The organism is Phyllobacterium sp. 22552, from assembly GCF_052044585.1.
Lineage (GTDB): Bacteria > Pseudomonadota > Alphaproteobacteria > Rhizobiales > Rhizobiaceae > Phyllobacterium > Phyllobacterium ifriqiyense.
In genome coordinates, this window is sequence record NZ_JBQENG010000002.1 from 99,637 (window position 1) to 125,523 (window position 25,887).

The 25,887-nt window shown below is 51.0% G+C and carries 22 protein-coding genes and 1 tRNA gene; 9 read left to right on the top strand and 14 right to left on the bottom strand.

Going from position 1 to position 25,887, the window contains the following annotated elements; translation table 11 throughout:
- Positions 1–23: 23 nt before the first annotated feature.
- Positions 24–1,676, bottom strand: a complete 1,653-nt coding sequence (locus ACTJI9_RS04580) for an FAD-binding dehydrogenase (protein WP_307284436.1) — start codon at positions 1,674–1,676, stop codon at positions 24–26.
- 265 nt (positions 1,677–1,941) lie between these two features.
- Between ACTJI9_RS04580 and ACTJI9_RS04585 the strand changes: the two genes are divergently transcribed.
- The 4 genes from ACTJI9_RS04585 (at position 1,942) to ACTJI9_RS04600 (ending at position 5,132) form a co-directional block, all read left to right on the top strand.
- Positions 1,942–2,017 (top strand) — tRNA-Thr (locus tag ACTJI9_RS04585).
- A gap of 173 nt (positions 2,018–2,190) precedes the next feature.
- Positions 2,191–2,997 (top strand): NAD kinase, encoded by an 807-nt coding sequence (locus tag ACTJI9_RS04590; RefSeq protein WP_336441924.1) that lies wholly within the window; start codon positions 2,191–2,193, stop codon positions 2,995–2,997.
- Positions 2,998–3,198: 201 nt separating this feature from the next.
- Complete coding sequence (locus ACTJI9_RS04595; protein WP_115051637.1) at positions 3,199–4,722, top strand: DEAD/DEAH box helicase; 1,524 nt, start codon at positions 3,199–3,201, stop codon at positions 4,720–4,722.
- A 2-nt stretch (positions 4,723–4,724) separates the two neighbouring features.
- Positions 4,725–5,132: an NUDIX domain-containing protein gene (locus ACTJI9_RS04600; protein WP_115051638.1), complete on the top strand. Its 408-nt coding sequence runs from the start codon at positions 4,725–4,727 to the stop codon at positions 5,130–5,132.
- A 2-nt stretch (positions 5,133–5,134) separates the two neighbouring features.
- Here ACTJI9_RS04600 and ACTJI9_RS04605 read toward each other — a convergent pair whose 3' ends face one another.
- Complete coding sequence (locus ACTJI9_RS04605) at positions 5,135–5,455, bottom strand: TfoX/Sxy family protein (protein WP_115051639.1); 321 nt, start codon at positions 5,453–5,455, stop codon at positions 5,135–5,137.
- 10 nt (positions 5,456–5,465) lie between these two features.
- Positions 5,466–5,840 carry a Fe-S cluster assembly scaffold SufA gene (gene sufA, locus ACTJI9_RS04610; protein WP_115051640.1) on the bottom strand — a complete coding sequence of 125 codons (375 nt, stop codon included), beginning with the start codon at positions 5,838–5,840 and terminating at the stop codon, positions 5,466–5,468.
- Between the two features lie 125 nt (positions 5,841–5,965).
- On the opposite strand from sufA, the gene ACTJI9_RS04615 reads away from it, so the two are divergent.
- Positions 5,966–6,544, top strand: a complete 579-nt coding sequence (locus ACTJI9_RS04615; RefSeq protein ID WP_440806344.1) for a hypothetical protein — start codon at positions 5,966–5,968, stop codon at positions 6,542–6,544.
- 23 nt (positions 6,545–6,567) lie between these two features.
- Here the strand turns inward: ACTJI9_RS04615 and ACTJI9_RS04620 are convergent, their stop codons facing one another.
- The 8 genes from ACTJI9_RS04620 to ACTJI9_RS04655 form a co-directional block, all read right to left on the bottom strand.
- Positions 6,568–6,819 carry a hypothetical protein gene (locus tag ACTJI9_RS04620; RefSeq protein WP_440806346.1) on the bottom strand — a complete coding sequence of 84 codons (252 nt, stop codon included), beginning with the start codon at positions 6,817–6,819 and terminating at the stop codon, positions 6,568–6,570.
- Positions 6,820–7,480: 661 nt separating this feature from the next.
- Positions 7,481–7,882, bottom strand: a complete 402-nt coding sequence (locus ACTJI9_RS04625) for an SUF system Fe-S cluster assembly protein (protein WP_440806919.1) — start codon at positions 7,880–7,882, stop codon at positions 7,481–7,483.
- The gene (locus ACTJI9_RS04630) at positions 7,882–9,123 is read right to left on the bottom strand and encodes a cysteine desulfurase (protein WP_440806348.1); all 1,242 of its coding nucleotides are present in this window, start codon (positions 9,121–9,123) and stop codon (positions 7,882–7,884) included. The genes ACTJI9_RS04625 and ACTJI9_RS04630 overlap by 1 nt, the downstream gene beginning before the upstream one ends.
- Positions 9,124–9,160: 37 nt before the next feature.
- A complete protein-coding gene (sufD, locus tag ACTJI9_RS04635) occupies positions 9,161–10,441 on the bottom strand; it encodes a Fe-S cluster assembly protein SufD (RefSeq protein ID WP_435530182.1) in 1,281 nt (426 codons plus the stop codon).
- A gap of 2 nt (positions 10,442–10,443) precedes the next feature.
- Positions 10,444–11,199: a Fe-S cluster assembly ATPase SufC gene (gene sufC / locus ACTJI9_RS04640; protein ID WP_115051645.1), complete on the bottom strand. Its 756-nt coding sequence runs from the start codon at positions 11,197–11,199 to the stop codon at positions 10,444–10,446.
- Positions 11,200–11,271: 72 nt separating this feature from the next.
- Complete coding sequence (locus ACTJI9_RS04645) at positions 11,272–11,481, bottom strand: hypothetical protein (protein WP_307284406.1); 210 nt, start codon at positions 11,479–11,481, stop codon at positions 11,272–11,274.
- Positions 11,481–13,010, bottom strand: coding sequence for a Fe-S cluster assembly protein SufB (gene sufB / locus ACTJI9_RS04650; RefSeq protein WP_115051647.1), 1,530 nt, complete (start codon positions 13,008–13,010; stop codon positions 11,481–11,483). The genes ACTJI9_RS04645 and sufB overlap by 1 nt, the downstream gene beginning before the upstream one ends.
- Before the next feature lie 166 nt (positions 13,011–13,176).
- On the bottom strand, positions 13,177–14,352 hold the full coding sequence (locus ACTJI9_RS04655; RefSeq protein WP_440806352.1) for a cysteine desulfurase family protein: 1,176 nt from the start codon (positions 14,350–14,352) through the stop codon (positions 13,177–13,179).
- Positions 14,353–14,557: 205 nt separating this feature from the next.
- Here ACTJI9_RS04655 and ACTJI9_RS04660 point away from each other — a divergent pair, with 205 nt between their 5' ends.
- Together ACTJI9_RS04660 and tyrS are read left to right on the top strand one after the other, a co-directional pair.
- Positions 14,558–15,232, top strand: coding sequence for an alpha/beta hydrolase (locus ACTJI9_RS04660; RefSeq protein WP_008120868.1), 675 nt, complete (start codon positions 14,558–14,560; stop codon positions 15,230–15,232).
- Between the two features lie 109 nt (positions 15,233–15,341).
- Positions 15,342–16,595, top strand: coding sequence for a tyrosine--tRNA ligase (gene tyrS, locus ACTJI9_RS04665; protein ID WP_440806354.1), 1,254 nt, complete (start codon positions 15,342–15,344; stop codon positions 16,593–16,595).
- Positions 16,596–16,649: 54 nt separating this feature from the next.
- Here the strand turns inward: tyrS and ACTJI9_RS04670 are convergent, their stop codons facing one another.
- Complete coding sequence (locus ACTJI9_RS04670; RefSeq protein ID WP_354344646.1) at positions 16,650–20,084, bottom strand: YhdP family protein; 3,435 nt, start codon at positions 20,082–20,084, stop codon at positions 16,650–16,652.
- Positions 20,085–20,192: 108 nt separating this feature from the next.
- On the opposite strand from ACTJI9_RS04670, the gene ACTJI9_RS04675 reads away from it, so the two are divergent.
- Together ACTJI9_RS04675 and ACTJI9_RS04680 are read left to right on the top strand one after the other, a co-directional pair.
- Positions 20,193–20,666 (top strand): peroxiredoxin, encoded by a 474-nt coding sequence (locus ACTJI9_RS04675; RefSeq protein WP_115052174.1) that lies wholly within the window; start codon positions 20,193–20,195, stop codon positions 20,664–20,666.
- Positions 20,667–20,767: 101 nt separating this feature from the next.
- Positions 20,768–22,030, top strand: a complete 1,263-nt coding sequence (locus ACTJI9_RS04680) for a M23 family metallopeptidase (RefSeq protein ID WP_440806357.1) — start codon at positions 20,768–20,770, stop codon at positions 22,028–22,030.
- A gap of 6 nt (positions 22,031–22,036) precedes the next feature.
- Here the strand turns inward: ACTJI9_RS04680 and prfB are convergent.
- Both prfB and ACTJI9_RS04690 read right to left on the bottom strand, forming a co-directional pair.
- A protein-coding gene (gene prfB, locus ACTJI9_RS04685; RefSeq protein ID WP_115051651.1) for a peptide chain release factor 2 occupies positions 22,037–23,165 on the bottom strand; the annotation gives its coding sequence in 2 pieces (ribosomal slippage) (positions 22,037–23,095 and positions 23,097–23,165; 1,128 coding nt in all).
- Positions 23,166–23,270: 105 nt separating this feature from the next.
- On the bottom strand, positions 23,271–25,730 hold the full coding sequence (locus tag ACTJI9_RS04690) for a penicillin-binding protein 1A (RefSeq protein WP_115051652.1): 2,460 nt from the start codon (positions 25,728–25,730) through the stop codon (positions 23,271–23,273).
- Between the last annotated feature and the right edge of the window lie 157 nt (positions 25,731–25,887).

Sequence of the window (25,887 nt, forward strand, 5' to 3'; positions counted from 1 at the left end):
GCCCATCACGGTATTGGCTTGATCTAAACAACCTTGGCGGCTGCCCGACCAGCAATACGACCGGAAAATATGCAACCGCCAAGAAAAGTTCCTTCAAGCGAGTTATATCCGTGAACTCCTCCACCGCCAAAGCCAGCCGCCTCGCCCGCCGCGTAAACTCCCGGTAGCGGCTCGCCGCCTTGTTTCAGAACACGTGCATTCAGATCAGTCTCTATGCCGCCCAATGACTTGCGCGTCAGAATATTGAGTCTCACCGCTATCAGGCGCCCATGTTTTGGGTCCAGTATCTTGTGGGGAGGCACGACGCGAACGAGCTTGTCGCCGATATAATTGCGCGCGCCCCTTATCGCCGTGATTTGTGCGTCCTTCGTGTAGGTGTTCTCGACTTCGCGATCGCGTGCGGCAATTTGTGCGTGAAGTTTTTGCTCATCAATCAAATTATCCCCGCTCAGAGCGTTCATTCGCCGCACCAGATCAGTCAGATTATTTTCAACGATGAAATCTTCGCCCTTATCGAGAAACGCTTTAACAGGTGAGGGAATGCCACCGGTGGCTCGCTTCAATACCTGCCGCCAACTCTTGCTGGTGAAATCAGGGTTTTGTTCTGAGCCTGATAGCGTGAATTCTTTTTTCACAATGGTCTCGTTGAGTATGAACCAGGAATAATCATATCCCGTTTTCATGATGTGACTGAGTGTGGCCAATGTGTCGAAGCCCGGCAAGCATGGTGCAGGCAAGCGATTTCCATTGGCATCAAACCATAAGGATGATGGCCCCGGCAAAATACGGATAGCATGCCTAGACCAAATCGGGTTCCAATTGTGCACGCCTTCGACATAGTGCCACATGCGATCGCAGTTGATTAGATGCGCGCCGCTTTGTTCGCTTATGCCCAGCATCAATCCATCAACATGATCCGGCACCCCGCTGATGAGGCGTTTAGGAGCTTCACCCAAGCGTTTTGGCCAATTTTTGCGCACAAGATCGTGATTGGCTCCCATGCCTCCACTGCAAACAACAATTACCTGCGCCCTTAAAATGAACGAGCTGGCAACCACACGTGAACTGGGCTCACTGCGCTTGACATTGCTAGGCTCAAGCACCTCACCCTCCACGCTGTCCACAATGCCGCCATTCGTGCCGAGCGACGTGACCCTGTGGCGAAATCGGAAACTTAAAAGTCCTTTTTGTTCAGCCTCACGGGCCCGCCGGACAAAGGGCTCGACTACGCCCAACCCCGTTCCCCACGTAATATGAAAGCGTGGCACAGAATTTCCGTGGCCCGTCGCCAATGAACCGCCCCGCTCCGCCCAACCGACGATAGGAAACCAGCGCATCCCTTGCGCATGCAGCCATGAACGTTTTTCGCCGGCAGCAAAATCGACATAGGCCTCAGCCCATTTTCGCGGCCAATGGTCCTCCTCGCGATCAAAGCCCGCAGATCCCATCCAATCCTGCAATGCCAACTCGTAAGAATCTTTAATTCGCAGTCGACGTTGTTCGGGACTATTTACAAAAAACAATCCACCAAAAGAGCGCCACGCCTGTCCGCCCAATGTCTGCTCGGGTTCCTGATCAACAATGATTACCCGCTTGCCCGCATCGGTCAGTTCCGTGGCAGCTACCAACCCCGCCAGCCCCGCCCCAATCACAATAGCATCAGCATCATATGTCATCTCTGAGATCTCCCCCTTAAGCAACATTGAACTACAGATAACCTTTACGTCAACGTTATTACGCACGTCGATTCTTCGAGCGCCTGATTATCGTGGCGCTTACGCGCGTTTCCGATGATATCGAGACATGCTTGGCCAGACTGCCCTATTCGACTAACCCTGAAAGACAGTATCGGCCCGGTTTTCGGGCTTTTCGTAAAATTATTTCGTATAAACCACATTTTCCGTTTTACACTTCGGAGCTTTGTGCTAATCGAACGCCGCTGCCCTTATAGCTCAGTTGGTAGAGCATCTGATTTGTAATCAGAGGGTCGGGAGTTCGAGTCTCTCTGGGGGCACCACCTTTTCCTTTAATATTTGCACGCGAGCACGCTGGTAATTCTTTACCTGCTTCGCGCATGATGCACGCTCCAGATCTTTTCGCCGGCTAGTTGTCCAAGCGCTGCAGCGGCGTTGTTTCTTTACCAATATCACTTTCGCGTTTTGCCAGATCACGCCCAGCGTGCTAGGCGATATATCCTTATTCCTTTACATTTCGCAGGCAGTCATGAACCGGAAAATTGAAACATTTGCTTTTCTTTCCTCCGGCACGCCGGATTCGGATGAAGCTGCTCAAGAACTCATCAAATTCTACGGTCAGTCCGACGCTCGCGATGCTGATGTGATCGTTGCGCTCGGTGGCGACGGTTTCATGCTGCAGACATTGCAGCACTACATGAACCAAGGAAAAATGATCTACGGCATGAACCGCGGATCCGTTGGCTTTCTAATGAACGAGTTCAGCAGCGTTGGCCTGAAGGATCGAATTGAGGCTGCGCAATCCGAGACGATCCGGCCACTGAAGATGGTAGCGGAATCGGTGGAAGAAGGCACTGTCACGGCCTTCGCCCTCAATGAAATCTCCTTGCTTCGCCAATCATACCAGGCAGCGAAAATCCGCATCAGCGTTGACGATCAAATCCGGCTGGAAGAACTCATTTGCGATGGTGTCATGGTTGCCACGCCTGCAGGTTCGACGGCTTACAATCTTTCAGCCCAAGGGCCCATCCTGCCGCTTGATGCGCGCCTTCTTGCGCTTACACCTGTTTCGGCTTTCCGGCCGCGGCGCTGGCGTGGCGCGCTCCTGCCCAATAAGGTGACTGTGCGTTTCGATATTCTTGAGCCGGAGAAACGACCTGTCAACGCCGTTGCAGATCATACGGAAGTAAAGTCGGTTTTATCGGTCACCATTGAAGAAGCTTCCCAGCTGCGAGCTACCATTCTCTTTGATAAAAACCATTCGTGGAACGAACGAATTCTAAAGGAACAGTTCCTTTATTGACAACATTAGAATAAAATGACGGACAATTGTAACAAACGCTTAAATGTGACCATACCAAAGAGTTGACTTTTGCTGGTATGCGCCGTAACGCAATTACAGCAAACGCTATGCAATCAAGCGTCAGATGCTTCTGGCAAATGCAGCTTTACGCCACTAACAGGCATGTATGGTACCGACTGCAGATAGAAAGTTAAATCTCCATTGACCACCTTTGCTGATCTGGGCCTTTCACCGAAAGTGCTCGATGCTGTAGAAGCAGCAGGATATACGATCCCGACACCCATCCAGGCAGGCGCAATTCCACATGCGCTGCAACGCAAGGATGTCCTCGGCATTGCCCAGACGGGAACCGGCAAAACCGCTTCATTTGTATTGCCTATGCTGACACTGCTCGAGCAGGGGCGCGCCCGTGCCCGCATGCCCCGCACGCTCATTCTCGAACCCACGCGCGAACTCGCAGCGCAGGTCGAGGAAAATTTTGTTAAATATGGAAAAAACCACCGCTTGAATGTTGCGTTGCTCATCGGCGGCGTTTCTTTCGACGACCAATTGCGCAAGCTTGAACGTGGCGCAGACGTACTGATCGCTACGCCAGGCCGTTTGCTTGATCATTTCGAGCGCGGCAAACTGCTGCTGAGCGCAGTAGACATTCTCGTGATCGATGAAGCTGACCGGATGCTCGACATGGGCTTTATCCCGGATATTGAGCGCATTTGTAAACTCATTCCCTTCACACGGCAGACACTGTTTTTCTCGGCTACCATGCCACCTGAGATCACCAAGCTGACGGAACAGTTTTTGCACTCGCCAGTACGCATCGAAGTGGCGAAGGCTGCAACGACTGCAAAGACGGTTGAACAGAAGCTAGTAAAGTCCGGCAAGAAGGATTGGGAGAAACGGGCAATATTGCGCGATCTTATCCGCGCTGAGGCCGATGGACTTAAAAACGCAATCATCTTCTGCAACCGCAAGAAAGATGTATCGGAGCTCTTCCGCTCGCTCGTTAAACATGAGTTCGACGCTGGCGCACTCCACGGTGATATGGATCAACGTGCACGCACGACAATGTTGGCGAATTTCAAGGATAACAAGCTTAAAATACTTGTTGCATCCGATGTCGCCGCGCGCGGGCTCGATATACCCGATGTGAGTCACGTGTTCAATTTCGATGTACCAATTCATTCCGAGGATTATGTTCATCGTATTGGACGCACGGGACGCGCAGGACGCTCCGGAAAGGCGTTTACGCTCGTAACACAAGCAGACGTCAAATATCTGGCATCCATAGAAAAACTGATCGGCGAAGATATCGTCTGGTACGATGGTGATCTGTCGACACTGCCCGTATCGAACGAGCCGGATGAGGCCCCTCGTCGTGGACGCGGTGGCCGTGACAAGCCAGCACCAAAGCGTCGCCGCAATGAAGGTCGTGAGCGCGAGCGCCCACAGTCCGAAATTGACATCATAGCGGCTGCTGAGAAGGCAAAAGACATTGAAGTCGAGCCTTTGGACGATCAGCCTGTTATTCGTACAGCTGATAAGCCCAACAAGGTTGCGATTAAAACTGAGAATGAACAACGTCGCGCTCGCCCCGCTGCAGCTCGGCTCGAGCAACGGCCGGAACCACGCCGCGACCATCGCAGAGACCGTGATGATATGGGGACAGCCCCCATTGGCTTTGGCGACGAAATTCCTGCGTTTATGCTGATTGATACTAAAATCTGAGCATGAATAGTCCGGGCGTTGGGTGCGGCATCGTATTTCTGAAAGAGGGGCATATTCTTCTTCTGCAGCGCAAGAAGAGCCCGGAAATAGGTTGTTGGGGCATACCAGGCGGTAAAGTAGATTTTCTTGAAACCGCCGAACAGGCTGTGCATCGCGAAGCACTCGAAGAAACCGGGCTTTACGCCAGCACCATGAGTTTGCTCGGCATCAGCGAACAGCTATTTCATGATGAACAGCAACACTGGCTGGGAGTGTTGTTTCTTGCTGAAAATTTTTCAGGTGAAGTGCAATTGCTGGAACCCGAAAAGCATGCGGGAGTAGGCTGGTTCCCGTTTCAACAATTGCCAAATTTATTGACCTTGCCCACAAGGCATGCTCTCGGCTTTCTCGAGCAGCGCGGCTTGATCTGAGACTATTTGGCCACGCGCAGAGCGGCTTCATAAGCCCGCTTGGCCCATTCGGTCATGATATCCGGGTCATCAAAAGCCTCCTCCGGAACGGACCAGTAGGGCATTTTTACCTGCTTGGACTTACCTGTGTAGGTCCATTGCTCACAGCCTGCTGCTTCAAATTCCGGAATTGATACCTCATCGGCTTTAAGAAGGACATTTCCGGTTGAAAGTTCAAGGGCGATAATTACCCCCTCGAAATAGATACCCTTGCCACCAAACATCCGCCGGATGCTAACGCCGCCCAATCCAGCAAACAAATCGTGGATCGCATCATTATCCACGTGACGACTATCAAGAAATGGCAGGCGTCAAAGCTTCGGGGCGAGCCGGTGTCAATTCAACCGATTCGCCGCAGCCGCAAGCTGACGTTTGATTTGGGTTATTGAATACAAAACCAGTGCGCAGTTTGGTAATTTCGAAGTCCATTTCGGTGCCAAGCAAGTAAAGCACTGCTTCAGGCGCGACAAAAACCTTGGAGCCATTTTTCTCGATAACGTCATCGCCCGGCTTGGCCTCAGTGACGAGATCGATTGTATATTCCATACCTGCACAACCGCCCTTCTTGATTCCGACGCGGATACCCAGCGCATCTTCACGCGACGATGTAATTTCGTCGACGCGGCTCGCAGCAGCGTCAGTCAATGTTATGACAGAAAAACGACCCATTTATCAGCTTTCTTGTTCAGACGGTGCAACATTCACCTGCCACTATAATTAGTGTTACACGGACGTCACTGCAAGTGTTCACAATAGGCATGGGCTCGAAAACAGACAAACGGAAGGCAATGACCATGAAAAATCGTTATTGTGTCCTTATCGGCATTGCAATGCTGGCTCTCCACACGGCTCCAGTTATTGCACAGGAACCAAAAGCACCTGCCTCAAGCAGCGAAACACCTGCGGTGTCTGACACATCTTCCAAAATCGAAACGGCACTGAGTCCAACTCAGACGCCCCCCGAATACCTGGATAATCGAAGCACGCCGGAAACTCTTATCAAATCCTACTACAATGCTATCAATCGACAAGAATATGCGAGAGCTTACAGCTATTACTTACCTGAAAGCCCTCCCCAGCCATTTCCACAGTTTCAGGCTGGATATGAAAATACCAAATCGGTGACGGTTCAGTTTGGAAAGGTGGAAGGCGAAGGTGCTGCAGGATCAGCCTATTGGAGCCAACCCATTGCGGTAAAATCCGAAGAGAAAGATGGCTCAATCAAAGTCTTTTACGGTTGCTATCGACTAAAGCTTGCGAACCCCGCCATACAGGGCGTTCCATTCGTGCCGCTTTCATTGATAGACGGCACGTTGCAAAAGTCCGAAAAAAGCATGGAAGAAAGTGTGCCGGAAGGTTGTGAAGCCCCCTGAATTCCGGCACTCTCTTTCGTGGATTAGATGAAGCAGATTACCGCTCCGATGATCGCAGCAATACTAAGCAGGTCGATGGTGCGATTTTTTCTGTCCTTCATCATTGCACGGCTACTATTCACCATGATCAAACGCTGGATGCCATGAGCGCCCGAAGCACCGACCCAGCCATTTCTAGCGAGAGTTCGGCGATACCACAGCGCTTGCAGCACGAAGCAACCGAAGAAAATTGTGATCAAAAAATTGATATTCGCTAAGGTTACATAACTGGTCATCACTATCGCTCCAACAACCAAAAACAGTGTAGCTTTTAAAAGAGAAATGTCCTTGCATGACGTTCGCTCTCATCTGCTGGTTGCAATAGAATGGAATAATTGCAGTAACAATCCGTACCTTAGTCGTACGCCTATAGTCTAATACCCTGCACGCGGCTCATTAAAACGATTTATGAATTCGTTGAAACGTTCAGAAATTTACAGGAGAGAGTGCCACAGATCGGGGCCATTGGCGCGGTATAATCGCGCCCATCAATCGAAATAACAGTATAATATTGTTGCCATAATGACAGCGGCGCTAGCTAAACCCATTGAAACCAACGTCTCGCGCAACAGTTTTTTCCGCTCCTTCGCCACGTCGGCCAAAAGGGTCAACGTGCAGCGCCCGTCCGACAGGCCCGCAATATCTGCCGCATTTAATATCTCAGATAATTCGTGGCTGTGCCAACACGCTTTTATTATGAATGAGAGGCTAACGGAGACCAAAAGGATCCGAGCCACAGACACACCATCAAACATTCTTATTCCACTGTAAAATAAGCAGCAAAAATGGATAAATCAGAACGAAAATTTCTGTTCCGGGAATAATGTAATGTATCGAAAAGAATAAGCTGATTCCAGCCAGACTTTAGTCTAACTCATTGAAAATAAAGACTGCTTATTAATACCAACCAACGGCGACTTGCGCTTCTTCAGACATTCGGTCTGGCGTCCATGGTGGATCGAACGTCATCGTTACGTCGACAAAACTCACGCCCTCTACGGCGCTGACTGCATCTTGTACCCAGCCAGGCATTTCACCGGCAACCGGGCAGCCCGGCGCGGTAAGCGTCATCTCAATTTTCACCGAACGATCATCTTCGATATCAATCTTATAGACGAGGCCGAGTTCATAAATATCGGCGGGAATTTCCGGATCGTAGACAGTTTTTAAGGCGCCAATAACATCATCTGTCATGCGCGCCAATTCATCGGCGGGAATGGCAGAGACTTGTTCCGAGTCGACTATCGGCGCGGCTTCGAGGGCCACATTTTCTGTTTCGACTTTATCGGTCATGATCATCACCCAAAAAACTTTCGCGCTTTTTCAAGCGCATCGGCGAGAACATCGATCTCGTCTCTGGTATTGTACATTGCAAACGATGCACGGCATGTGGAGGTTACGCCGAAGCGTTTCAAGAGCGGCTGCGCGCAATGCGTTCCCGCACGGACAGCCACACCGGCACGGTCAATAACCATCGACACATCGTGTGCGTGAATGCCCTGAAGCTCAAATGAGATAATGGCACCTTTGTCTTTGGCATCGCCAAAAATACGCAGCGAATTGATCTCGCGCAGCCGTTGGTGGGCATAGTCGCGCAGATCTTCTTCATGTGCCAAAATGGCATGGCGTCCAATTTTCTCGACATATTCAATTGCCGCGCCAAGCCCGATCGCCTGCGCTATCGGTGGCGTACCGGCCTCAAAACGATGCGGCGGATGATTATAGGTGACATAATCCTCAGTCACCTCCTCAATCATTTCGCCTCCGCCCTGAAACGGTCGCATCGATTCGAGTATCTGTTTGCGGCCGTAAAGCACGCCGATACCGGACGGACCATAAATCTTATGGCCTGTGAAAATATACCAATCGCAACCGAGCTCCTGGACGTCGACCGGCAAATGCACGGCGCCCTGACTACCGTCGACAAGAACCGGAATGCCTCGCGCGTGGGCGATACGCACAATATCTTTGATCGGCGTTACGGTTCCCAGCACATTCGACATATGCGTAATAGCGACCAGCTTGGTACGATCCGTCAGACGCTTCTCAAATTCTTCGACGTGAAACGCGCCCTGTTCATCGACCGGTACCCACACAAGTTTGGCGCCTTGCCGTTCACGAATGAAATGCCAAGGAACAATATTCGAATGATGCTCCATTATCGACAGAACGATCTCGTCGCCCTCGCCGATATTTGGCATACCGTAACCATAAGACACTGTGTTGATGGCTTCAGTGGCTGACTTCGTGAAGATGATCTCGTCAACCGATGCGGCATTTATAAAACGCCGGACACTTTCCCGTGCTTTTTCATATGCGTCGGTGGTAGCGTTAGAGAGAAAATGCAGCCCCCGATGCACGTTAGAATATTCATTGGAGTAGGTCTGTGAGATCGTGTCGATAACGGCCCGCGGTTTTTGTGCCGAAGCGCCATTGTCAAGATAGACGAGTGGCTTGCCATAGACTTCACGCGATAGGATCGGAAAATCCCTACGGATCGTGTCTACATCATAGCCGCTATTGATGATCTTCGTATCCATGATCGCTGCACTTGTCCTTGGGATTGTCGCGTATCGATCAGATATGCGCGCTCAGCCATTTGTCGAGAATTGCTTCAAGCGCTTCTACCAATGCTTCGCTTTCAAGTTCTTCAATAATCTCAGCAACGAAAGCTTTGATCAAAAGTCCACGCGCTTCATTTTCTGGTATTCCGCGCGCTTTTAGATAGAACAGATGATTGCCATCGATTTCAGTGACAGTTGCACCATGACCGCAAGCGACATCATCAGCGAAGATTTCAAGTTCAGGCTTTGCATCAAACTCGCCGTCATCGGATAACAGAAGGGTATTGCACGCCATGCGTGCATCGGTCTTCTGGGCGATCCTGTTCACTTTAATCTGACCCTGAAACACACCGCGAGCACGATCCGTAACAACGTTGCGAACAACCTGCACCGAAGTCGTATTTTCAACCAAATGACCCAGCGTCATAGTAACGTCGGTGTGCGTATCGCCGGCAAGGAGGTTTACGCCGCGCAACTGGAAATCAGAGCCTTCGCCTTTTACCAGCACATGCACTTCCTGGCGTACGAGCTTACCACCTGCATTAACAACATAGAGTGTAAGCTTTGAATTGCTGCCAAGCGTCGCCGTTAATTGCGCCAACTGCGTTGCATTGGCACCCTGTTCACGCAAAATGATCCAGTTTACTTCCGCATCATCAGCAACAGTCAAATTACTGACGCTTGTCGAAAATCCTTCGCCATCGCCGCCGGTCTGGCGCTCTATGACTGTAGCCTTGACGCCTTTTCCGAATTGAACCGGAAAACGAACATGGCCCTGCCCGCGAAGCTGCGCATTTTGTATCTCTAACGGCGCTTCGAGTTCGACGCCATCGTCAACAATGATGCTCCAACCGTCAGTTACATAAGCTGCATTGATCTGACCAATAGCGTCATCGCCATCCCGAATAGCCAGATGCCGTATCGCGGAACCATTGGCGAGTAACTCGCTGAACTTCGTGAACGTGACAGAATCAATCTTCGGGGCGTTCAACGCAGTACCGTTTGAGACAGTTGCTACTAATGATCCTGCGATAACCGAAGGTAGGGCCGCGCTACCGGCGGATGAATCATAGTCAGGTATGCCGCGTAACAAAGTGCGAAGATCGGTATAATGCCAAGCTTCGACGCGCCTTGATGGCAATCCTTGCGTCTTCAAAGCCTCAATTGCGTTATCGCGAGCACTAACAACCTCGGCATCGCCAGGCAACTCACCCATGCGATCAACAAAAGCGTCGACCAAAGCCGATTCCGCTGCAGTGGGCTGACGCCCTGTGTGAACATTCATGACATCAATCCTCAAGCGGCCTCACCGATGATATCGGCGTAGCCATTCTCTTCGAGATGAAGTGCAAGATTCTTGTCGCCAGACTTGATGACCTGGCCTTTGTAAAGCACGTGCACGCTATCTGGCACGATATAGTCGAGCAGACGCTGATAGTGGGTAATAACTATCACGGCCCGATCAGGCGAGCGCAGTGCATTCACGCCGTCGGACACGATCTTTAGAGCATCAATGTCAAGCCCAGAGTCTGTTTCATCGAGCACGCAAAGCTTTGGCTCCAACAGTTTCATCTGCAGGATTTCAGCACGCTTTTTCTCACCGCCCGAAAAACCAACATTCAGGGGACGCTTGAGCATTGCCAGATCCATGTCGAGCGATCCAGCTGCTGTTTTAACACGTGAAATGAATTCAGGAATCTTCAAAGGCTCTTCACCGCGCGCCTTGCGCTGCGAGTTCAGAGCAACTTTCAGGAATTCCATCGTTGCTACGCCAGGTATTTCCATCGGATACTGGAATGCCAGAAAGATGCCTTTTGCGGCACGCTCGGCTGGATCAAGTTCCAGAATGGACTCGCCATTATAAAGAATATCGCCTTCAGTAACTTCATAATCGTCACGGCCAGCAAGAATATAGGACAAAGTTGACTTACCCGACCCGTTCGGTCCCATGATAGCCGCAACTTCACCAGCCTTCACCGTCAAATTAAGACCGCGAATGATTTCGGTATCTGTGTCTGCGATCTTCGCATGGAGATTTCTGATTTCCAGCATTTTAGTACCCTTTGATATTCCGTGGATCCACACTCGTGATCCCAGTTAAATTTTATGGTAGTCGGCGCCGAGCTATGACGAACTTTCGCCACTTAAGCTTTTGAGGCGCTCGACCACCGAAACAAGCTCCTTGCGAGCTCTCATCAGTTCCGGTTCGAGGACACGTTCCGTCGCGGTGGAAGCCCGACCGAGCGTATCGGTCAGTTCATCGATGACATCGCCAAGCTCTTTATAGCGCTTGCGTAGCCGATCCAGTTCTTCCTTCGTGACGGTTACGGCCATTATCCGACGCTCCCCTCGAGACTGATACCGATCAGTTTTTGGGCCTCAACGGCGAACTCCATCGGTAATTCCTGAATGACTTCCTTGACAAAACCATTAACGATCAAGGCAATCGCCTCTTCCTCGGGAATGCCGCGTTGCATCACATAGAACAACGCATCTTCGGAAATTTTCGACGTTGTGGCTTCATGCTCGAACTGAGCCGTCGCATTTTTCGCTTCGATATATGGCACCGTATGCGCACCGCAATCATTGCCGATCAGCAGCGAGTCACACTGGGTAAAGTTACGCGCGTTTTCAGCCTTGCGATGGGCGGAAACTTGACCGCGATAGGTATTGTTAGACTTACCTGCGGAAATGCCTTTAGAGATGATGCGGCTTGATGTGTTTTTGCCAAGATGCAACATCTTGGTGCCGCTATCGATCTGCTGATGGCCATTGGAAACTGCAATCGAATAGAATTCGCCGCGTGAATTATCACCACGTAGAATAACTGACGGATATTTCCAAGTGATCGCTGAGCCCGTCTCAACCTGCGTCCAGGAAATCTTGGAATTGACACCGCGGCAATCACCACGCTTGGTGACGAAGTTGTAAATGCCGCCCTTGCCTTCCGCATCGCCCGGAAACCAATTCTGGACGGTTGAGTATTTGATCTCGGCATCGTCCAGTGCAATCAGTTCGACGACTGCGGCATGTAATTGGTTTTCGTCACGTTGCGGTGCGGTACATCCTTCCAGATAGGACACGTACGCGCCTTCCTCAGCGATGATCAATGTACGTTCGAACTGGCCTGTATCGCGCTCGTTAATACGGAAATAAGTGGAAAGTTCCATCGGGCAACGCACACCCTTGGGTACATAGACAAACGAACCATCCGTGAAGACCGCCGAGTTCAGCGTCGCATAAAAATTATCCGAGACTGGAACGACCGTGGCAAGATACTTCTTCACCAGTTCCGGATGCTCACGAATGGCTTCGGAAATGGAACAGAAGATGACACCCGCTTTTGCCAGCTCGGCCTTAAATGTCGTTACAACGGAGACGCTGTCGAACACGGCATCAACTGCAACGCGGCCTGATTTATAAACGTTGTCACTGGCTTCTTCGTCTTCATCGCTTGGGCTTGGTTCACCGACCTTGCGGACACCGGCTAGGATTTCCTGCTCCTTCAGCGGAATACCTAATTTTTCATAGGTACGCAGAAGCTCCGGGTCGACTTCAGCAAGCGAGGTGGGGCCTGTCTGATTCTTCGGACCGGCGTAGTAAACCATGTCCTGAAAATCAATCTTGGGATAGTTGACCCGGGCCCATGTGGGCTCTTCCATCGTCAACCAACGCTCATAGGCTTTAAGGCGCCATTCCAGCATCCATTCTGGCTCATTTTTCTTGGCTGAGATGAACCGGATAATGTCGGCGTTCAGGCCCTTTGGCGCTTTATCCATTTCGATAAGCGTTTCAAAGCCATACTTATATTGGTCCACGTCAAGCGTACGGACCCGATCAATGGTTTCCTGCACTGCAGGCATTGGCGTTCTCCATCCTCGCGGGGTTCAAGGTCCCGCAGTTGCAAACGTCAAGGCAGTATGTCGTCTTGAATATTTGCCTTTATGTAATGTGCATTCGCACGATTTAACACCGGCATTTACCGGATTTTTTGCAACTATCGACGAAAAACGTCAATAATTGAAATTTTTATGCTGCATCAGCAGCGGCGGTTCCCGAACGGTCGCTTCGAATAACGATTTTCTTCAGCGCATCGAGAAATAATTCGATGTCATCATCATCCGTGTCCGGCGCGGTAGACACACGAATCCCTCCGGTACCGTCGCCATGCCCCATGGCTGCCAGAACGTGACTAGGGCCAACTTTACCGGATGAGCACGCAGAGCCCGCAGATAAGGCGATCCCTGCCAGATCAAAAGCTATTTGCACCGTTTCTGCTTTGGCGTGTGGCAAGGAAAAGAAGGTCGTATTCGGGAGCCGTTCTACATCCGAACCGTAGATTATTGCATTTGGAGCAATGACACGAATACCACGCTCAATCTTGTCCCGCTGTAAAACGGGCCAACCGCCCTGCTCAAGGCGCTCGCGCGCAATTCGCGCAGCAGCTGCAAAGCCAACAATCAACGTCAAGGCTTCAGTTCCGGCACGATGCCCTTTTTCTTGCCCTCCACCACGTATAAGCGGCTTGGGCATGATCAAGTCTGACAAGGCGATAATTGCCCCAATTCCTTTAGGACCACCAATCTTGTGCGCTGACAAAATGAAGTAATCCACGGAACTCGTTGTAATATCTAATGCAATTCGACCAGCAGCCTGGACGGCATCCACGACAAATACACCGCCGAACTGCTTTACCAGAGCGCCGATTTCTGCAATTGGTTGCAAAACACCGGTTTCATTATTGGCTGCTTGTACGGCCACTAACGGCAAGCCTTCGTTGCGATCATGAAGTGCCAACAGTTCCCGCAACCGATCACAATTCAACAAACCACTGCCGTCAACGGGGATAATTTCAATCCGTTCCGCTGCAAACCGACCACCAGCAAGTATGCAAGGATGCTCGCTTGCACTGACATATAATTTGGACAGGCGCATTTCTGCACGTCCCATCAAATATTGCGGTGTTAGAAGGGTTGAAGCTGCCTCGGTTGCCCCCGATGTAAAGAATACATGATCAGGTTTGGCGTTTACGAGTCCTGCCACGTCGCGTCGGGCAGCTTGCAGAGTTGCTTTAGCGGCACGGCCCTCCATATGTACCGATGAAGGGTTACCCGGCAATGCCAGCGCATCGACAATTGCATCGCGCGCGGCTGTTATCAGCGGGGCGCTAGCATTGTAGTCGAAATAGGCGCGGTTGCGGGCCATACGCGGTCAAATCCTGTTCTTTTGCGATCAATGTGGTCTTAAAGCGCAATTTTCTTGAAATTGCACCTCAGACCAGCCTATTAAGCCGCTTCGATATAGTTTCTACACCAGTTTTGAACGGTTCTAAACTGGTTTTATGGGCGCTATTGATTGCCGTCAAGCCCGGCTGGTCAAGAAGCACCCGTTGGCGAAGACTGGAGTATACATGCCTGAAGTAATTTTCAATGGACCTGCGGGACGCCTTGAGGGCCGCTATCAGCCTTCTATGGAAAAAAATGCTCCTATAGCCATCATCCTGCATCCGCATCCGCAGTTTGGCGGCACGATGAATAATAAGATCGTCTATGATCTTTTCTACATGTTTCAGCAGCGCGGTTTTACGACACTGCGGTTTAACTTTCGTGGCATTGGGCGCAGCCAAGGTGAATTCGATCATGGTTCTGGCGAACTGTCTGACGCTGCAGGAGCGCTTGATTGGGTGCAATCCCTACATCCGGACTCAAAAACATGCTGGGTTGCGGGTTATTCTTTCGGCGCCTGGATTGGCATGCAGTTACTTATGCGCCGTCCTGAAATCGAAGGTTTTATCTCCGTTGCGCCGCAACCCAATACCTATGACTTCTCGTTCCTGGCGCCCTGCCCCTCATCCGGTCTGATTCTCCATGGCGATCAGGACAAGGTCGCACCACCCAAGGATGTACAAGGGCTGGTTGACAAGCTGAAGACGCAAAAAGGCATAACCATCACTCAGAAAACGATGGTTGGAGCAAACCACTTCTTTTCCGGCATGACTGATGAAGTTATTGCTGAATGCTCTGACTATCTCGACCGTCGCCTCAATGGGGAATTGGTCGAAGCCAAGCCTAAACGTCTACGTTAAGCCACTAGATGACGCGCCCTGAAAATTCGGGCGCGTCACACATTGCCCAAAAAGCACAGACGCCTCGTAGCGCTTCTTTCGCAGCGCCGATCTAATCAGGAATAAATCTATGTCTGCCTTCAAATCCGAATTCTTGCATACGCTTTCCACGCGTGGGTTCATCCATCAGACCTCCGATGATGCGGGTCTGGATGCACTGTTCACCAAGGAAACTGTATCGGCTTATATCGGCTTTGATCCTACAGCTTCCAGCCTGCATGCGGGCGGTTTGATTCAGATCATGATGCTGCATTGGATGCAGAAGACGGGGCACAGACCTGTCGCGCTGATGGGTGGTGGCACAGGTATGGTTGGCGACCCTTCGTTTAAGGATGAAGCGCGCAAACTGATGACGCCTGAAATTATCCAAAACAATATTAACGGCATCAAACAGGTTTTTACCAATTACCTGAATTTTGGCGACGGCCCGCAGGATGCCCTTATGGTCAATAATGCTGAATGGCTGATGCCTCTCAACTACCTTGAGTTCCTGCGTGATGTGGGTCAGCATTTTTCCGTCAACCGCATGTTGTCGTTCGACTCTGTCAAACAGCGGCTTGATCGTGAACAATCGCTTTCATTCCTCGAATTCAACTACATGATTTTGCAAGCCTATGACTTTGTCGAGCTTAACAAGCGGTACGGACTTCGATTACAGATGGGCGGCTCGGATCAGTGGGGAAATATTGTCAATGGCATTGATCTGGGCCATCGCCTTGGCACGCCGCAGCTATATGCCTTGACCTCACCTTTGTTGACCACTTCTTCGGGTGCCAAAATGGGCAAATCGATGAATGGTGCGATCTGGCTGAACGCGGACCTGCTTAGCCCATACGATTTCTGGCAGTATTGGCGTAACACAGAAGACGCCGACGTAACCCGCTTTCTCAAGCTTTACACGACCTTACCACTTGATGAAATTGAACGGCTCGGGGCGTTGGGTGGTGCGGAAATCAACGAAACCAAGAAAGTTCTTGCAACGGAAATTACGGCTTTGTTGCATGGCAGACAAGCAGCCCAAGATGCGGCTGAGACCGCTCGCAAAACTTTCGAAGAAGGTGCGCTGGCAACCAATCTGCCGACTGTCGAAGTCGCTGCCAGCGACTTGGAAACTGGAGTGGGCATTCTCACCCTTCTGGTTAAAGCTGGCCTCGCAGCATCAAACGGTGAAGCGCGCCGCCATGTTCAAGGCGGTGCCGTACGTGTGAATGATGTGAGCGTCTCAGAGGAAAAACTCCAAGTCGGAGCATCCGAAGTGACGACTGATGGCGTAATCAAATTATCGCTCGGCAAGAAGAAGCATATTCTGGTTCGCCCAGCGTAAGTAAAATGCCGATGTTTGTGCGTGTTCAAAGTCACGCACAAACTTCGAGGAAAACTATTGAAACTCGAATATTGAGCGGAAAATACCCGGTGCAATTACCGAAATCGGGTTGACGATGATCTGAGGTTGCTTCAGAGGCCCCACCAATTTGTAGGTGATGCCTATCAAGCCCCGATCACGACCATTCCCTAGAAACAAACCCAATACGGGCAAGTCGCCAAATATACGATTAAGGCCATAGGCTGGCATGAAGGTACCCGTGAGAGCCATATTTCCGCTGGGATCGCTTAATACACCTTGAAAAGTCGTTCCGATAGTGGAGCCGCGGATAACCCCGTTTGCCAAGTTAATATAGTTTTCTCCCTTTTCGATTTGGGAGAAACCGCGCTCGAATGTAACTGTCGAAACATCGATATTCTTTTTCACTGCCTCATTGAGACTTGTTCCATTAGGAGAAGACGACACAAGGCTTGCCAGTCTTGGCTCGTTGACAAGCGTGAAATTTCGCGCATCAATTTGACCGCGCAACGGCCCATCGCCTTTAGAATCCAGCGTTACATTGATATCGCCACCCTGCATCTTGTCGTAAAAGCCAAAGAAACGGAGCACGGCACCGGCATCCTTCGACTGCAGACTTATGGAGCGGGAACCGCTTTCGGAGCTGTCAGCCGCAAATATCTTTCGACCGGCCTTCGTCGATGCGTTGAACGCGAGGCCGGAAACAGCGGTCCCCACCCCCTCATAAGACAGCGACACGTTGCTGAGATCTTCTGAATAAAATCCGGTAACAGAACCTATGTCTGCATTGACCAGAATACGTTGTTTACCGCCCGCATTGGCGCTTTCGCCACGCTGTTTTCGCTCGGTAATCTGATTGAGCAGAGGTCTTGCGTCGAATGTATCGCCTTTCACATCGACACGATAACCATACTGGGTCCGCGTAACTTTCACTGCAACATCATCGCCGCGATTGAGTTTAGCTGTACTGAATTCCGCAGTTGTCAGATCACCATTGACGACGCTCACATCACCTCGGAGGCGGAATGTGTCTCCAGCCACATCGAGATTGCTGATTTCCACATTGTCGCCGTCCTGTTTGATAGCAAACTTTGCACTCGCTTTGACGCCAGCTCCCTTCGTCCAGCCGAGTTGCGCCAATCTGATCTCGGCCTTGCTCAAATCTGCCACCGCGAGCTTTGAGCCATTAGGCGCTTTTTCAATATCTACAGAAATTGGCCCAGACAGAAGCGGGGTGAGCGCCGGGAAAAGAGTGTTGCGGGTTTTATCGTCGAGCTTAAGCGTAACTTTCTGTTCACGTTGGGCGGTGTTATCGCCCAAAGGCTCGAAAAGCTCGATTTCAGCTGGCACACCGTTGAGCTCCGCCTCTGCATCTATACGCGCTTCCGACTGGGTAACAAACAAGCTGCCATTGGCATTATCTACCTTTTGGCCATCGATTTTCTTTCCGATCGAGATATCGGACAGTTGCATATCCGCGGACCATTTAAGACTACCTGGCGGCGAATGCCTGGTGACTGGAAATGTTACCAATACATGTGACTTCACATTGCCTTTGATGTCGTCCGGACCAAAAGGCAGACTTTTCAAACCATTTATTGGCTTGAAACCAATAATTTCGGCAACAGCAGAGGCATCCCCCTCCAGATTAAGATCAAGCTCTGACAATACTGGCCTTTGCGGACCCCACGGAATGATAAGCTTGCCATTAATGATCCGCGCCTCTCGATTATTCGGCGTGAAGGACGATCCCTTTTCAAGCGTGATGGTTGTATAGGCACCACGCACGCTAATCTTTCCATTGGCGTCGCGCACCGGCGGCAAGTCGCCGACAATATCAAACCGCGAATGCTCGACAGCAAAATCAACCTGAACCTCATCTTTGGTTAAAGGTGGAGGTTTTCCAGGACCGTCAAAATGCCCTGCCTGGAATGCGACATCAATACGACCATCTTTCGCTGTGCCGCCGAAAAGGTTGTCGAGAACCCAACGCCGTGCTCCGGTAGCCGCCCAAATCGGCCATAATTGCTTAACCTGCGAAACGGGCATTTGGGGAATTCGCAAATTTAAATTCATGGCAGGCGACCCCTGCCCGAACGTTGCTCCTGCCTGTCCGTAAAGTTCGCTTTCATCATTACTGCGAACAGCAATTTCGGAAACATCCAGCCGTTTCACTGTGGGATCATATCGGCCAGCGACCCTGGCATTGAAGATCAGTGGTTGTTCGGTCGAATCCTGTGGCGCGGATTTGGCCCGTTCTGTTACAAGCTCGAACCGGTAACCGGGGTTCGAGGCGGCACTGCCGTCTATTTTAGCTGGCTCTGGTCCGATCGCTCCTTCGAGCACGCCGTCAAAAGCACCAAAATGAAGTCTCGAAGGTTTTATCTCGATTTTATCCGAACCGGAGACGTGTTCAAACGCAATGACAGAGGCAACGGTCATGTCATCAACATTGCCTATAGTGACAGGTCCTTCTCCAATATTGACAGTTCCCCAGAGTCTTGCTGACCCGGTGGCATTTGCTGCGATACCATCAAGCTTCAGATCGGAAACATTGTCGTAAGAAAGGTAAGCTCCGTCCGGCTTGATCCCATCAATATCCGGGACGGGCGCGGTTCCGAGCTTTGCGGCCAGCGGGATCTTGTTGATTGCCAGTGAGAAAGCCTCGATTTTTCCACCGGTGGCTGACCTCTTCGCCTGCGCAGATACTTCAATCTCTTTGCCTTCCCACTCGACAATTCCCTCGATGGACACAGGGCCACCGGTCTCTGACAGATCAAGCTTTACTATGCGCAAGCGCTTTGATTCACCGGCTAAAGTGAAGTCAAACGCAGTGTCCAAGATGGAAATATCCCGCGTCTCACGTTGATCAAGTAATGATACTGCGCTTTCCAGACCGGTAAAAATCGCCGCCGCTGCTCCGTCCAGATCAATAAGTCCGCGTTCATCCTTGGGAACAAGGCTCATGAAATCGAACGGCGCGTGTGACGTTACCTTTATTTGAGCGCCTTCGAGCTCCAAACGTTGCACGCGCACCTTGCCCTGAAGCAAGGGCAAGGTCGCCAGACCAATACGCACCGCGCGCACATTACTGATCGCGATCCCGCGCTTGTTATCGGTAATATTGACATTGCGAGCTTCCAAAGCCACATGCCGGCGCTGATCAAGTGAGATTTGCGCTGACTGGATTGTCGCATACGCATCGGGACCTGCGACCGATTTCAGAGCTTGTTCGGCACGCTGTGTCAGCGCTTCTCCGCCTATACCGGCAAGCAGCACTGCAAATGCTATCCCAGCAAGCACAGCGAAAAGAATAATAAAGGAAATACAAGCACTTGTGAGCTTGTGCAGAAGCGATCGCCGGCGCAAAGTGGCAACAGGCGCCTGAGCTTGAGTGCTGGCAGACGGGTGCTTGTGCAGCTTAGTGAAATCACGCTTTGTAAAGCGGACTTTTTCCGGTTTCTCTGTCAAATTCCCAAGCCAATTGAGGAATCAATTGGGAAACCGTAGATGATTCCCGTACCTCGCTATAGTTGCGTAATTGAAGACTGCACACAAGAATCAAAGAAAGGCATTCCTATGACAATTCTCGAAATTGGTAACACCCCTCCGGATTTTACGTTGCCGAAAGATGGTGGTGGCGCGATCACATTGTCAGCGCTACGCGGCGGCCCTGTAGTTCTGTACTTTTATCCCAAGGATGATACCAGCGGCTGTACACAAGAAGCCATTGAATTTTCTGGACTGAAAACCGAATTTGAAAAGTTGGGAGCAAAGGTCATCGGCATGTCGCCTGACCCCGTTAAAAAACACGACAAGTTTATCGCCAAGCACGATCTGAAAATCGCTCTGGTCGCGGATGAAGACAAAAAGATTGTTGATGCATATGGCCTCTGGGTTGAGAAAAGCATGTATGGCCGCAAATATATGGGAGTCGAACGTACAACAATTCTCATTGGTGCCGACGGCAAAATCGCAAAAATTTGGAACAAGGTCAAAGTTCCTGGTCACGCAGCCGAAGTATTGCAAGAAACCAAGGCTCTCATTGCCTGACAGCCATCGAAAGCATTGATATCTTGCACTTTATTAGAGTTTATTAACCTTACTGAAGTCTAATAGTTGAAAGATTGAAGCTGCTAACAATGGTGTAGCCAGTGAAGAAACTTCAAAATCAACGTATCTTCAACGGCGCAAATGAGCCCCACACGATTATTGTCGCGCGGGGCGATACCATTCGCCATTTCACTTTGAAACCTTGGATGGCGATTGCGGTGGGGACCCTCGCGATCGGACTGGCTGCTTGCTATCTGTTGGCCACATCCTATCTGGTCTTTCGTGACGACCTGATCCACGGCAGTGTTGCACGCCAAGCACGTCTGCAACAGGCTTATGAGGATCGCATCGCTGCGCTTCGAACGCAGCTGGATCGGGTAACAAGCCGCCAAATGCTCGATCAGAAGCTTATGGAAGGCAAAATAAGCGAACTCATTGATCGCCAGAAAATATTGAGCGAACAGAATAATCGTTTGGCACCTGTGCTCCAACGCGCGAGCGAAAGCCTCCCCTTACAGCTTCGGGCCGACAACACTGTTCCCGGCATTGATTCAGAAGAATCCGATGGATATTATGGAATTGATCCCATTATTACAGGTCCAACGACAACGAGCCGGAAGATCGTCCCGACCCAAGGTAAGCCGTCAAAGCTTGGCGTTGATAAGGCTGAGCTGTTATTCGACCGTGTTGATTATTCACTTGGTAAACTTGAAACACTTCAAGCCAAGCGATTGCAGGCATTATCAATTAAGGCTTATGAACGCGCGAATTCAATTAAAGGCGCACTTGCAAATGCAGGTATAACCTCTCCTGCGCTCGGCGAGCGGGCTGGCACCGGAGGGCCGTTGATCCTGGCAAATGCGAGCCAGGCTACCGATTTTGAGTCAAATATTTCTGATCTTGATGCTGCGCTTGTAGAGCTCGAGCAAGCTAAAACACTGGCGAACTCAACTCCCATCGCTCATCCTGTACCAGGCATGCCGGTTTCCAGCTCATTCGGTATCCGCAGAGACCCCCTGCTCGGGCTATTGGCATTCCATTCCGGCATGGATTTTCGAGCGGCAAGTGGAAGTTCTGTCTATGCCACGGCCAAGGGAACAGTCACTGCTGCCGATTATAATGGCAGTTATGGTAACATGATTGATCTCGACCACGATAATGGTCTTTCGACGCGCTATGGCCACTTGAGCCAGATTCTTGTAGCACCTGGGCAACAAGTCAATATCGGCGATGTCATTGGCAAAGCTGGCAGCACCGGGCGATCGACTGGCCCTCACCTTCACTACGAAGTCCGCAAAAGCGGTAATGCTGTAAACCCAGCCAGCTTTCTCAGCATCGGCCGCCAGATTGCAGCCGAGCTATAGTAATCCTTAGGCGATATCTTCCACTTCGACATCGGTACCATGCACCCGGTGCGCAAGTGCGGCTTCCATGAACATATCGACTTCGCCGTCGAGCACATCCTGAGGACTGGTGCTTTCAACGCCTGTGCGCAGATCCTTCACCAATTGATAAGGCTGAAGAACGTATGAGCGAATTTGATGCCCCCAACCAATATCGGTTTTCGAAGCGGAAATGGCGTCAGCCGCTTGTTCGCGCTTCTCCAATTCAGCTTCATAAAGCCGCGCGCGCAACATTGACCATGCGGTTGCGCGGTTCTTATGCTGCGAACGTTCAGCCTGACACTGCACAACGATTCCAGTGGCAATGTGCGTGATACGCACTGCAGAATCGGTAGTGTTTACGTGCTGGCCTCCGGCACCAGACGCACGATATGTGTCGATACGCACATCTGCTTCCGTAACCGCGATGTCGATATTATCGTCAACAACGGGGTAGACCCAAATGCTGGAGAACGAAGTATGCCGACGTGCATTCGAATCGTAAGGCGAAATACGGACCAGCCGGTGCACACCCGACTCTGTCTTCATGAGACCATAGGCATTGTGTCCCTTAACGAGAATTGTCGCAGATTTAATACCTGCTTCTTCCCCGTAATGAACTTCCAGCAATTCCACCTTATAGCCCTTACGTTCCGCCCAGCGCGTATACATGCGCAAAAGCATATTAGCCCAGTCCTGGCTTTCGGTACCACCGGCACCGGAATGCACTTCGACATAGGTATCGTTGGCATCGGCCTCGCCTGACAGGAGTGTATCAATCTGACGCCTGTCGACTTCGGTTTTAATGTCGCGGATAGCGGCCTCAGCTTCGTCGACAATGGACTTGTCGCCTTCCTCTTCGCCCATGGCGATCAACTCGATGTTGTCTTCGAGTGTTTGCGACAATGTACGAATGGAATTGATGCTGTCTTCGAGCTGTTGACGCTCACGCATCAATTTTTGTGCTTCCTGCGCATCGTTCCATAGCGCAGGATCTTCTGCAAGCTGGTTCAGATAGCCCAAACGTTTGATTGAAGTATCCCAGTCAAAGATGCCTCCTCAGCAGGCTTATGGCCTGCTTGATCTCATCGACCAGCGTCTCGATTTCGGCGCGCATGGGGTATTATTCCTTAAAGTTCATTCAAATTTCGGCGGACCATATTGACTGGTCCGCGCGATGTAAAGTCTTGAAAACTTCGACCAAGACACAAGGATTTGAGGATCAGAAGAGTCCGCCGCCGCCGCCCTGTATTGCGCGGTTGACGTTAGGTGACTGAACTTCAACAGGTGAACCTTCGGAGAAAGTATCCATGCCGATAACTGAATAGCTGCCTGCTGGGCCAGTACCCGGCTTGAAAGCCTCCATTATGACATTGGCACCACCTTCGGACGCCTGCATACCAGTTTTACGATCAATAGGCAGAACCGTCATCCCGTCGGGTACCCGGAAGTCAACTGACCTTTGATCTTTCAAGGCAGCTTCAGCAAAGGCCTTAAATACGGGAGCAGCAAGACCGCTACCTGTAAAACCGTGCCCCATGGGCTGAGGATTGTCGTACCCGAGATAAACGCCGAAAACGAGATCAGGCGTAAAGCCTATGAACCAGGCGTCTTTTTCATCATTCGTCGTTCCGGTCTTTCCAGCAATCGGACGGTTCAGACTCTTAAGAATAGTGGCAGTGCCGCGCTGGACCACGCCCTCCATCATGGAAGTAATCTGATAAGCAGTCATCGGATCGAGCACCTGATCCCGATCATCGATCAGTTCCGGTTCGTCCTGACCATTCCATTGTTCAGCGGAGCACTTTTCGCATTTGCGTTCGTCGTGCTTGAACACAGTCTTGCCGTAGCGGTCCTGAATGCGGTCAACCATGGAAGGCGTGATCTTGCGACCACCATTGGCGATGATTGAATAGCCAGTTACCATACGCAAGACCGTCGTTTCGCCCGATCCAAGTGACATTGCCAGAACTGGCAGCATTTTGTCATAAATGCCAAAGCGTTCGGCGTATTCCGCAACGAGCTTCATGCCCATGTCCTGGGCAAGGCGAACAGTCATCAAATTGCGAGACTGTTCAATGCCGTAGCGCAGAGTCGATGGTCCAGCAAATTTGCCGCTGTAGTTCTTCGGTGCCCAAACGCCGAGGCTTCCACCTTGGTCAACCGAGATTGGTCCGTCGAGAACCACGGACGCCGGTGTATATCCATTATCGAGCGCTGCTGAGTAAACAAACGGCTTGAAGGAAGAACCTGGCTGGCGCATGGCCTGCGTTGCGCGATTGAACTCAGATTGAGCGAAGGAGAAACCGCCAACCATTGCGAGAACACGTCCTGTATGTGGATCCATCGCAACAGCACCACCTTCAATCTTGGGAATTTGGTGCAGATCGAATTCAGCCTCGCTGCCTTCTTTTTTCTGGACAAATACGACATCGCCGACTTTGAACACACCCTCCAGCGATTTGGCAGTGGTGCGCTTGTCACCGTCTATGATGCGGAACGCCCATTTGACATCATCAGCAGCTATTGTGCCCTGTGTGCGTTCCTGCACAACTTTGCCAGATGCATCCAGTTCCGGTCGCAATCCGATTACCGCCTGCTGCGGTGTAACTTCCAGAATAACGGCTAGCTTCCAATCCGGGACGTCCGAAAACTCTTTGATTTCGGAAAGTGGAATACCCCAATCACCTGCTGTCGAAATGGTTTTATATGCGCCACGATAGCCTTTGCCTTCGTCAAACTTGAAGAGGCCATGCTGCAACGCGGCGCGTGCCTGAACCTGCATTTTGGGATCAAGGGTGGTACGGACAGACAGTCCGCCCTCATACAATGCATTCTCGCCATAACGTTGAATGATCTGGCGGCGCACTTCTTCAGTGAAATACTCCGACGCAAAGAGGTAATTGCCCGTGTGACGCGGTGTTACACCCAAAGGCTCAGTCTTTGCTTCCTTAGCTTCTTCCATCGTCACATAGCCATTTTCAGCCATGCGATCGATAACCCAGTTTCGGCGCTCAATTGCGCGATCTGGCTGGCGGAAGGGATGATAATTCGAAGGGCCCTTTGGCAGCGCGGCAAGATAGGCTGCCTGCGCGATAGTCAGTTCATTGACTGACTTGTTGTAGTAGGTGAGCGCCGCTCCGGCGATACCGTATGAGTTCAAGCCGAAGAAAATCTCATTGAGATAAAGCTCAAGAATACGGTCCTTTGAATAGGCTTGCTCAATACGGAACGAAAGAATGGCTTCCTTGACCTTCCGGCCAATGGTCTGATCGTTACTGAGAAGAAAATTCTTGGCGACCTGTTGCGTGATGGTCGAAGCGCCGACAGGACGCCGTGCACCCCAGTTCTGGATATTTACGACAATGGCGCGCGCCAAACCGCTGATGTCGACACCTGGATGCTGATAAAAATTCTTGTCTTCGGCTGAGATAAAGGCGGCCTTCACCCGGTCCGGAACTGCCTGAATTGGCAGATATAGCCGGCGTTCCCGGGCAAACTCCGCCATCAGTTGCCCGTCCGATGAGTGAACCCGCGTCATAACTGGCGGTTCGTATTTCGCCAAAACCTCGTAGTCCGGCAAATCCTTGGAAATACTGACAACGTAAAGTGCCACGCCTGCGGCACCCAGCAGTGCCATCACCGTGCCGATTCCGAAAAAATATCCGATCAAGCGTATCATCTGTATCCGGAATCCATTTTACCCAGTTGGCATTTAACATTGCTGCACTTGAATTTATGCAGGTCGTGTTGCGGAAAACACCAACCCCCGAAGGGTTTTCCATATCCGGTATCACATTGGCGAACGCCGGATGTTGCTGACGCAATTGGGCGACAAA